Below are 10,178 nucleotides of genomic sequence, written 5' to 3' on the forward strand. Positions count from 1 at the left end.
CGCCAAACGGTCGCTGCGCTCCCACCCCCGGATCAATCCCTGCGCTCAGCCTTCCGATGTCGCCCGTGGATCAAGATCAAGAGCAGGCGAGCTGACACTCGGCCTATTGAGTGGTGAAGAGCGTGGGGTGTTCGGCGTTTGATTTGCGTTCAACGCGGTATCGCACGTCGGCGTACCTCTCCCAAACACCTCGGTCAGTCCCCTCTCCCTCTGGGAGAGGGTTAGGGTGAGGGGCTTTTGATCTGTTTCAGAATCTGAGTTCAACTCGGTATCGCACGTCGGCGTACCTCTCCCAAACACCTCGGTCAGTCCCCTCTCCCTCTGGGAGAGGGTTAGGGTGAGGGGCTTTTGATTGTCGGCGGCAAATAATGGCGTCGACTCAAGTCGCCACATTCAAATATTTGCCCACCGACGCCGTTTTCTCCAGCGAATACTGTTTGCTCAAATTGGCAATCATGCGGTTCAGCGCTTCTGTCGTGCTCTGGGTCGATGCTGTCTGTTCTTCGTCCGGTCGTTCACGCCCGGCCTGTAAAGCCGCTTTCAGTTCATCACTGCTGACGCCGCCACTGCTGTCGCTGTCGAGTACTTTGAGCAGTGCCGCGCTGGTGTCGGTGCTGGTCGATGAGGTGCTGTCGCTGGTTTGCAGCGCGCTGCTCAGTTCTGTCGCAGTCACGCTGCCGTCGCCATCGGCGTCGAGCTGGCTGAACAGTTCGTCGCTGTTGATGTGTGGCGGCGGCGGAGGGGGCGGCGTCAGGCTGGCGGTGAGTTCGTCCTGGCTGACGGTGCCGTCCTTGTTTTTGTCCAGTGCCGAGAACAGTTCGTTGCTGTCGGCAGTGCTGCCGGCGCTGGTCAGACCGCTGCTCAGTTCGTCGCTGCTGATGGCGCCGTCGCCGTCGGTGTCGAGGGCGCTGATCAGGGCGTCGGCCAGTTCGGTGGTGGGGGCCTGGTCGCCGGGTGGTGGCGGTGGGGGCGCCATGGCGGTCATTTCTTCGGCGCTGAGGCTGCCGCTGTCATCGCTGTCCAGATCGCCGAATTGTTTGCTGAGGTTGACCAACAGGCCATCGTCGGACTTTTGCGACAGGGCGCTTTTCAGTTCGTCCTGGTCCACCGCGCCGTCGCCGTTGCTGTCGAGTTTGGCGAACAGTTCTTTTTGCAGTTGCTGGCTGCGGGCGTTTTGCGTGGAGGTGCTGCTGGTGCTGGTATAGCTCGTGTAATTGCTGACGCTACCGATCATCGGACTCACTCCCTGGAATGGCAAACCGGTGGGTGTACCGGCTTATGCAGCGTCAGGGTGCAAGGTGTCGGGGGTATGTGGGGTTTGTACCGGTGGGTACACAGACTGAATAAACACCATAAAACCCTGTGGGAGCGAGCTTGCTCGCGAAGAGGTCGGTACAGTCAACTTCGATGTTGAATCAGCCGGCGCCTTCGCGAGCAAGCTCGCTCCCACAGTGGATTGTGTGTTTCTCAGGTGCGGGGCAGGCGAATGATGGCCGTGAGGCCGCCGCCCGGGGTTTCTTGCAGGTTGAGTTGCCCACCCAGGCGCTGTGCGGCTTCGCGGGCAATGGTCATCCCGAGGCCGACGCCACCGGAGTTGCGATTGCGCGAACCTTCCAGCCGATAAAACGGTTCAAACACCGCTTCACGCTTGTCCTCGGCAATCCCGGGGCCGTGGTCGATCACGTGGATCAGCAACTGCTCGCGCTGATCCTGCATCTCGATGCGGACCTGGCCGGCATAACGCAAGGCGTTATCCATCAGGTTATTGATGCACGAACGCAACGCCATCGGCTGAACCGGCAACGGTGCGCAATGACCGCTGACCTGTACATCCGCACCCTGATCCTGAGCGTTTTCGCACAGTGATTCGACCAGCGCCTGCACATCCATCAGTTGCAACGCTTCGCTGGTGCGCTGTTCGTGCAGGTAGGTGAGGGTGGCGTCGAGCATGCCGATCATGTCGTCCAGATCCTGACGCATCTGCCCTTGCAGCTTTTCATCGCTGATGTTTTCCAGGCGCAGTTTCAGGCGTGACAGCGGGGTGCGCAGATCATGCGACACCGCCCCGAGCATGCGCGCGCGTTGCTGCACCTGTTCGCGAATGCGTTGCTGCATCAGGTTGAAGGTGTGCGCCGCTTGCCGTGCTTCACGCGGACCGGATTCGTCCAGTGGCGGGCTGTCGAGGTTTTCGCTGAGGCGCTCGGCGGCGTCGCTGAGGCGCTGGATCGGGCGGCTGAGCAGTTTGGCGCCGTACCACGCCGCGATCATCAGTGTGATGAACTGAAACGTCAGCGGCACCAACGGGCCACCGAACCATGGGCGCGGTGGGCGTGGCGCAAAACGCTGATCCAGTGGCGGACGTTGGCCATCGACGCCCGCGGAAAATTCCGGCGGCGGTGGCGGCGGAGGCGGGCCGTAATGGTGAAACCAGGCAAACGCCAACAGGTGCGCCAGGACAATCGCCACGAACAGCACGCCAAACAGGCGCCCGAACAGCGTGTCGAAGCGCGCCCGCATCAGCCGATGTCTCGCGCGTCAAACAGGTAACCCTCGCCGCGCACGGTTTTGATCAACTGCGGGGCTTTTGGGTCGTCGCCGAGTTTCTGCCGCAGACGCGACACCAGTAAATCGATGCTGCGGTCGAAGGCTTCGATCGAGCGACCACGGGCGGCATCGAGCAACTGTTCACGACTGAGCACCCGGCGCGGACGTTCGATAAACACCCACAACAGGCGGAATTCGGCGTTGGACAGCGGCACCACCAGGCCATCGTCGGCGATCAACTGACGCAGGACGCTGTTCAGGCGCCAGTTGTCGAAGCGGATGTTGGCGCGTTGTTCGGTGCGATCATCGCGCACCCGGCGCAGGATGGTCTGGATGCGCGCGACCAGTTCGCGCGGCTCGAACGGCTTGGCCATGTAGTCATCGGCGCCCAGTTCGAGGCCGATGATGCGGTCGGTCGGCTCGCATCGCGCGGTGAGCATCAGGATCGGGATGTCCGATTCGGCGCGCAGCCAGCGGCACAGCGACAAGCCGTCTTCACCGGGCAGCATCAGGTCGAGCACCACGACGTCGAAGTGTTCGGCCTGCATCGCCTGACGCATCGCGGCGCCATCGGTGACGCCGCTGGCGTGGATGTTGAAGCGCGCGAGGTAGTCGATCATCAGCTCGCGGATCGGCACGTCGTCATCGACGATCAGCGCACGAATGCTCCAGCGCTTGTCGTCTTTTGGCTCATCCGTTGCGGTCGTTTGGGTGTTGTGCATGGGGCTGTTCATCTGCCAGTAGGCCGCCAACCACAAAGATGGGCTGCGAGGTGGTGGTTTCAGCATAGGCGTCCGGCCGTGAGGCGGGAAGTGCTGATGTAAGGACGTGTTGCGGCTGGCGAGGCTAGCGTGGGTGCTTGTTGCTGGCGTGTCGGTTGTGTATCGGAGTCGACACAATAGCAGCGAGCGCTATGCTGATCACGGTTGGCGCGACGATTTACCGATCATCGGGTGCCGCGCCGCCGCCGGTTCCGCTACAATGCGCGCCGATTTCGACCTGCCTGAGAGCCCATTCATGTCCGCCTGCCAGACTCCTATCATCGTCGCCCTGGATTTCCCCACCCGTGACGCCGCACTGAAGCTGGCCGACCAGTTGGACCCGAAACTGTGCCGGGTCAAAGTGGGCAAGGAACTGTTCACCAGTTGCGCCGCGGAAATCGTCGGTACCCTGCGTGACAAGGGTTTTGAAGTATTCCTCGACCTGAAATTCCACGACATTCCCAACACCACCGCAATGGCCGTGAAAGCCGCTGCCGAGATGGGTGTGTGGATGGTCAACGTTCACTGCTCCGGCGGGATGCGCATGATGGCCGCCTGCCGTGAAGAGCTGGACAAGCGCAGCGGCCCGCAACCGTTGCTGATCGGCGTCACCGTGCTGACCTCGATGGAGCGTGAAGATCTGGCCGGTATCGGTCTGGACATCGAGCCACAAGAGCAGGTTCTGCGTCTGGCAGCCTTGGCCGAGAAGGCTGGCATGGACGGTCTGGTGTGCTCCGCGCTGGAAGCCACCGCACTGAAAACCGCGCACCCGTCGCTGCAACTGGTGACCCCGGGGATTCGTCCGGCGGGCAGTGCGCAGGACGATCAGCGCCGCATTCTGACCCCGCGTCAGGCGCTGGATGCCGGGTCCGATTACCTGGTGATTGGCCGTCCGATCAGCCAGGCGGCCGATCCGGCACAGGCGCTGGCTTCGGTCGTCGCCGAAATCGCCTAAGCCACACTGAAGATCCAATTGTGGGAGCGAGCCTGCTCGCGAAGAGGGTGTATCAGTCGAAGTCAATATTGACTGAACCACTGCTTTCGCGAGCAGGCTCGCTCCCACATTGGTTTTTGTGGTGGCCTTAAACCTTCAACACCAACTTGCCAAAGTTCTCGCCGCTGAACAGTTTCATCAGCGTCTCCGGAAAGGTCTCCAGACCTTCGACGATGTCTTCCTTGCTCTTGAGCTGCCCCTTGGCCATCCACCCGGCCATTTCCTGCGCCGCACTGGCGTACTGCGCCGCGTAATCCATCACCACGAAGCCTTCCATCCGCGCCCGATTGACCAGCAGCGACAGGTAGTTGGCCGGGCCTTTAACCGCTTCTTTATTGTTGTACTGGCTGATCGCGCCGCAAATCACCACCCGCGCTTTCATGTTCAGACGGCTGAGCACGGCATCGAGGATGTCGCCGCCGACGTTGTCGAAATACACGTCGACGCCTTTCGGGCATTCGCGTTTAAGCCCGGCCACGACATCTTCGGACTTGTAGTCGATGGCGCCGTCGAAGCCCAGCTCATCGATGAGGAACTTGCACTTGTCGGCGCCGCCGGCAATGCCGACCACGCGGCAACCTTTGATCTTGGCGATCTGCCCGGCAATGCTGCCCACCGCACCCGCAGCACCGGACAACACCACGGTGTCGCCCGCCTTCGGTGCACCAACATCCAACAGGGCGAAATACGCGGTCATGCCCGTCATGCCCAGCGCGGACAGATACACCGGCAGCGGCGCCAGTTTCGGATCGACTTTGTAGAAACCTCTTGGCTCGCCGAGGTAATAATCCTGCACGCCAATGGCACCGTTGACGTAGTCGCCGACGGCAAACCCCGGATTGTTCGAAGCAACGACTTTGCCTACGCCCAGCGCGCGCATGACCTCGCCGATTCCTACCGGCGGGATGTAGGACTTGCCTTCATTCATCCAGCCACGCATGGCCGGGTCGAGCGACAGGTATTCGTTCTTGACCAGAATCTGTCCCGCCGTCGGTTCGCCGACCGGTACTTCCTGATAAGTGAAGGTCTCGCGCGTGGCAGCGCCCACCGGGCGTTTGGCGAGCAGGAACTGGCGATTGGTCTGAGAAGTCATGGCAGGCACTCGAACGGAATGAAGCCTTGTTGATAGACCTTCATCGGCGATGTCGCAAGGTGGGCTGATGCGGCGAATGCACGCCGATCCAGTGCAGTGATAGTCACCGGGCCGCTTTTATCACTGCAACGCATGGGTACATAAACAGCCATTGGATAGTGCTGACGTTCGGCAGACCGCAATGGCTATGCTGCAAGCCTACAACTCCCCTGCATCTATCCCTTCGAGGACATAACAATGAGCATGACGTTTTCCGGTCAGGTTGCCGTAGTCACGGGTGCGGCCAACGGCATCGGCCGGGCAACCGCCCAGGCATTCGCCGCCGAAGGTTTGAAAGTGGTGGTGGCTGATCTGGATGCGGCAGGGGGCGAGGGTACGGTGGCGCTGATTCGTACAGCCGGTGGCGAAGCGACCTTCGTGCGCTGCAACGTTACTGTCGAAAGCGAAGTGAAAAATCTGATGGACGAGGTGATCAATACCTACGGTCGCCTCGACTACGCCTTCAACAACGCCGGGATCGAAATCGAGAAGGGCAAACTGGCCGAGGGCTCGATGGATGAGTTCGACGCGATCATGGGCGTCAACGTCAAAGGCGTCTGGTTGTGCATGAAGTATCAGTTGCCGCTGCTGCTGGCGCAGGGCGGTGGGGCGATCGTCAACACCGCGTCGGTGGCCGGGCTTGGCGCCGCACCGAAGATGAGCATCTACGCGGCGTCGAAACATGCCGTGATCGGCCTGACCAAATCGGCGGCGATCGAATACGCGAAAAAGAAAATCCGCGTCAATGCGGTGTGCCCGGCAGTGATCGATACCGACATGTTCCGTCGCGCCTACGAGGCGGACCCAAAGAAAGGCGAATTCGCTAATGCCATGCATCCGGTCGGACGCATTGGCAAGGTCGAGGAAATTGCCAGCGCCGTCCTGTATCTGTGCAGCGATGGCGCAGCGTTTACCACCGGTCACTCTTTGGCCGTGGACGGTGGCGTGACCGCGTTCTAAAACCACTGGGCAGGAAAACAGCCCGCCTTCGTGCGGGCTTTTTCTTGGGCCTGCGCTCAGTTCCGTGTATCCATTAAACAATGTGTATCAAATGATTAGATCGGGCGCTTTTGGCGGCGTTGTCGCACAGCCTGAACGGCGCGGCTGTGATTTACTGCGGCCAGCAAAACGGACAGGAGTTTGCGTGCTCATGGAATTGAGAATTGACCGACAGGCAATGGTGCCGGTCGTGCAGCAGATCGTTGACGGACTGACTGACTGGATCCTGCAAAACGAGGTACCGCCAGCTACCCGTCTGCCCTCGGTCCGGCAAATTGCCCGGGGCAATCTGCTGAGTCAGTCGTGTGTCGTCGAGGCATGTGAGCGGCTGGTCTCGCAAGGCGTGCTGACCACGCGTCAGGGCTCGGGGTTTGTAGTGGCCAACTCGGCCTCGCGGTTCGCTGCCGAGGAAGAATTGGCACTGCTGGAGGGCAAGCAGGCCTGGTGTGATGCGGTCTGTGCTGCGGCAGGTGGCCTGAAGCTGGGCAGTGGTGGCTTGCCGCCGAGTTGGCGCGAGCCCGATGACCTCAGCTACGCACTGCGTGAAGTGGCGCGCACCGACATGGCCAGTCTCTTCGACTACAGCACGCCATTGGGCCTGCCGGCGTTGCGCGAGCAGATCGTCAAACGCCTGAAACTGTTCGATATCGACGCTCGCAGCAGTCATTTGCTGAGTACCGCCGGCGCCAGTCATGCGCTGGACCTGATCGTTCGCACGTTGTTCAAGGCCGGAGATTGCGTGGTCGTCGAAACGCCCGGCTACGCGCCGCTGTTCGATCTCCTGCGGCTGCATGGCGTTCACATGCTTGAAGTACGCCGCACGCCCAGCGGTCCGGATCTCGATGCGCTTGAGGCGTTGCTGCGGCAGTTTCAGCCTTGCGCGCTGTTCATCAACAGTCATCATCACAACCCGACCGGCAGTTGCCTGACGCCGGCCGTGGCCCAACATCTGGTGCAATTGAGCAAAACTTACGATTTGCGCTTGATCGAGGACGATGTCTACGCGGACCTGCACACGGGCAACGGTACGCGTCTGGCGGCGCTGGACGATGAAGGCCGGGTCATCTACGTCGGCAGTTTTTCCAAGACGTTGAGCAGTTCATTGCGGGTCGGCTTTGTATTGGCCGACCGTGAGCTGATCGCGCGGCTGGCTCAGGTCAAGATGATCAGTGGCCTGGGAGGCTCGAGGTTTTCTGAAGCAGTGCTGGCCAACCTGATGAGTTCGGGCGCTTATCGCAAACTGGTACAGCGCCAACGCCAGCGCTTGAACACCGATCGCGCGGCGGCGTTGCAGGCACTGGAGGATGCCGATTGGGAAGTCTTCGGTAAGCCGGCCGGCGGTTTGTTCATTTGGGCACGTTCACGGATGGCTGATCACACGCGGGTACGCAAGCAGGCGCAACGCTGTGGCGTGCTGCTGTCAGCGCCTGATGCGTTCAGTCCCAGTGGCGAGGCCGGCGAATGGCATCGGATCAACGTGGCCTACGCTTGCGACCCGCGCGCCCGGCAGTTTTTCCGCAATACCGCTGCGGATCGACCTCAAGTGTTCTGAAAACGACGCAGACCTAGCTTTTTGCCATTATTCCGACGTCAGAGACTTGTGCCGGTGGGTGGCCATTGCGAATCTTCGTCAACAGACTTTGGCAGGGGACTACGCGCAATGAATTCGGCCGTGCAAGGACGTTTTGCCAACCTCGGTATGGCGAAAAAACTGGGTATCGGGTTTGTGCTGGTATTGCTGCTGACGGCGTTGGTGGCAGCCATCGGCGTCTGGTCACTGCAAACCATCAGCCAGCGCTTCGATGGGCTGAAACAAATGTCTTTGCTCAATAGCGGCCTGCTCAAGGTACGCCTGCTCGAGCAGGAATATGCCTTGCGCGGCAATCCGAAAACTGCCGATGCCCTGCGTGTGGGCGTCGACGGATTGGTCACCCTGGCCAACGAACTCAAGGCGCAGTCGCCGGCCAATGTGCCGGTGATGACCGATGTCGAACAGTCGCTGGGTGCGTATCGCAAGGCGTTCGACGAGTTCGTCTCGTTGACCCAGGCCAAGGATCTTGCTCTGGAAATGGCCAGTTGGTCGGTGTCCAGTGTGGCCAATAACCTCGATGTGTTGCAGGCCGGGCTTGCCGACGACGGCGCCTATACCTTGAAAGATACCGAGGGCAAGGACGGCGCGCAGTTTATCGAACAGGCCAGTCAGGTCAGTCAGGTGTCACGGCTGATGCTGCTGGCGATGAATGAAGCGCGGGTTCGTCTGGATCAAAGCCGCAAGGGCGACCCCGAGAGTGCCGGCAAGGGCAATATCGAGCAGGCCGCGCAGGCCCAGACGCAAGCCGAAGAATTGAAGACCACGGTCAAGGACGAAGGCTATCTGACGGTGCTCAACGAAGTGTCCGGGCACATCGCCGGTTTCAACGACAAGCTGGCCGAATACACCGGGTTGCTCGCCCAGGAAAAAACCGTCTACGAACAATTGCACCAGCGTGCCGACCAAGTGGTTGAGCGGGTGAATCAGGCTTATGTTGCTGAGGACGCGGCGATGCAGGCCGAGCTGAAGAAAAACTCGCTGTTGATTATTGGCTCGTCGGCCTTGGCCTTGTTGGTCGGCTTGATCGCCGCGTGGGTGATTACCCGTTTGATCGTCACGCCATTGCGCAGTGTGATCCTGGTCGCGCAGCGGATTGCCGCCGGCGACTTGAGCGCGACGGTGGAGGTGACCCGTCGTGACGAAATCGGCCAGTTGATGCTGGCGATGCAGCAAATGGGCGCCGGGCTGAGCACGATTGTCAGTGGCTTGCAGGCAGGTATCGAGCAACTGGCGAGTTCGGCGCAATCGCTGTCGGCGGTGACCGAGCAGACCAATCTTGAGGTCAGCAGTCAGAAGGAAGAAACCGAACAGGTCGCCACCGCGATGAACCAGATGACGGCCACGGTGCATGATGTCGCGCGTAATGCCGAAGAGGCGGCGTTGGCGGCGCAGACCGCAGATGGCAAGGTCGAAAGTGGTCAGCAGGTGGTGCGCCAGAGCATGGCGCGGATCGAGCAGTTGGCGGATTCGGCGACATCGGCCAGTTCCAGCATCGAGAGCCTGAGCGCTGAAATCCAGAATATCGGTACGGTGCTTGAGGTGATCAAGAGCGTGGCCGAGCAGACCAATCTGTTGGCGTTGAACGCGGCGATCGAGGCGGCGCGGGCCGGGGAGCAGGGCAGGGGCTTTGCGGTGGTGGCCGATGAGGTTCGTGCATTGGCGCGGCGTACGCAGCAGTCGACCGAGGAGATCGAGCGCCTGGTCAGTGCCTTGCGGGCGGCGGCGCATGCGTCGGTGCAGCAGATCCAGAGCAGTGGCGAGTTGGTCAAGCTGGCGGTCAGTGATGCGTTGCAGACCGAGAGTGCGTTGGGCAGTATCGCGGCGGCGGTGTCGTTGATTCAGCAGATGAATCAGCAGATTGCGGCGGCGGCCGAGGAGCAGAGTTCGGTGGCTGAGGAGATTAATCGCAGTGTCACGAGTATTCGTGCGAGTGCGGATCAGTCGTCGATCGCAATGCGCGGGAATGCGGCTTCCAGTGTTGAGCTGGCGCAGTTGGGGGGGGAGTTGCGGGGGATGGTTGGGCATTTTCGGCTTTGACGCTTTGACGCTTTGACGCTTTGGGCTTGGCGGCCTTTGGGCCGACCATGCTTTTGGGGTCTTGGGTGTATATCCGTTTTTTGGGTGTTGCGGCTGGCGGTTTCGCCCTTACGGCGAGTC

The 10,178-nt window shown here is 60.9% G+C and carries 8 protein-coding genes and 1 pseudogene; 5 read left to right on the forward strand and 4 right to left on the reverse strand.

All coding sequences use genetic code 11. The annotated features are described in order from the left end of the window. Positions 1-379 precede the first annotated feature (379 nt). The 3 genes from xopAW to A8O26_RS26970 all read right to left on the reverse strand — a co-directional run bounded on the left by xopAW (position 380) and on the right by A8O26_RS26970 (position 3,266). Positions 380-1,234: a XopAW family type III secretion system calcium-binding effector gene (gene xopAW / locus A8O26_RS26960; RefSeq protein WP_064120676.1), complete on the reverse strand. Its 855-nt coding sequence runs from the start codon at positions 1,232-1,234 to the stop codon at positions 380-382. Positions 1,235-1,467: 233 nt separating this feature from the next. Beyond that, complete coding sequence (locus tag A8O26_RS26965; RefSeq protein ID WP_064120677.1) at positions 1,468-2,517, reverse strand: sensor histidine kinase; 1,050 nt, start codon at positions 2,515-2,517, stop codon at positions 1,468-1,470. Continuing rightward, the gene (locus A8O26_RS26970; protein WP_064120678.1) at positions 2,517-3,266 is read right to left on the reverse strand and encodes a response regulator; all 750 of its coding nucleotides are present in this window, start codon (positions 3,264-3,266) and stop codon (positions 2,517-2,519) included. The genes A8O26_RS26965 and A8O26_RS26970 overlap by 1 nt, the downstream gene beginning before the upstream one ends. A gap of 295 nt (positions 3,267-3,561) precedes the next feature. Between A8O26_RS26970 and pyrF the strand changes: the two genes are divergently transcribed. Further along, entirely contained in the window at positions 3,562-4,260 is a 699-nt protein-coding gene (pyrF, locus tag A8O26_RS26975; protein WP_162483045.1) for an orotidine-5'-phosphate decarboxylase, read from the forward strand. Between the two features lie 127 nt (positions 4,261-4,387). Here the strand turns inward: pyrF and A8O26_RS26980 are convergent, their stop codons facing one another. Continuing rightward, entirely contained in the window at positions 4,388-5,392 is a 1,005-nt protein-coding gene (locus tag A8O26_RS26980; protein ID WP_064120679.1) for an NADP-dependent oxidoreductase, read from the reverse strand. 237 nt (positions 5,393-5,629) lie between these two features. Between A8O26_RS26980 and A8O26_RS26985 the strand changes: the two genes are divergently transcribed. The 4 genes and pseudogenes from A8O26_RS26985 (at position 5,630) to A8O26_RS30735 (ending at position 10,058) form a co-directional block, all read left to right on the forward strand. After that, positions 5,630-6,391 (forward strand): SDR family oxidoreductase, encoded by a 762-nt coding sequence (locus A8O26_RS26985; RefSeq protein WP_007917441.1) that lies wholly within the window; start codon positions 5,630-5,632, stop codon positions 6,389-6,391. A 190-nt stretch (positions 6,392-6,581) separates the two neighbouring features. Further along, on the forward strand, positions 6,582-7,982 hold the full coding sequence (locus A8O26_RS26990) for a PLP-dependent aminotransferase family protein (RefSeq protein WP_064120680.1): 1,401 nt from the start codon (positions 6,582-6,584) through the stop codon (positions 7,980-7,982). A 990-nt stretch (positions 7,983-8,972) separates the two neighbouring features. Continuing rightward, positions 8,973-9,197: pseudogene (locus A8O26_RS30730) on the forward strand (HAMP domain-containing protein); the annotation flags it as partial. Further along, positions 9,195-10,058 (forward strand): methyl-accepting chemotaxis protein, encoded by an 864-nt coding sequence (locus A8O26_RS30735; protein ID WP_437339892.1) that lies wholly within the window; start codon positions 9,195-9,197, stop codon positions 10,056-10,058. The pseudogene A8O26_RS30730 and the gene A8O26_RS30735, both read left to right, overlap by 3 nt. Positions 10,059-10,178: the final 120 nt, after the last annotated feature.

Origin of the sequence: Pseudomonas fluorescens (genome assembly GCF_001648775.1) — a bacterium.
Lineage (GTDB): Bacteria > Pseudomonadota > Gammaproteobacteria > Pseudomonadales > Pseudomonadaceae > Aquipseudomonas > Aquipseudomonas fluorescens_M.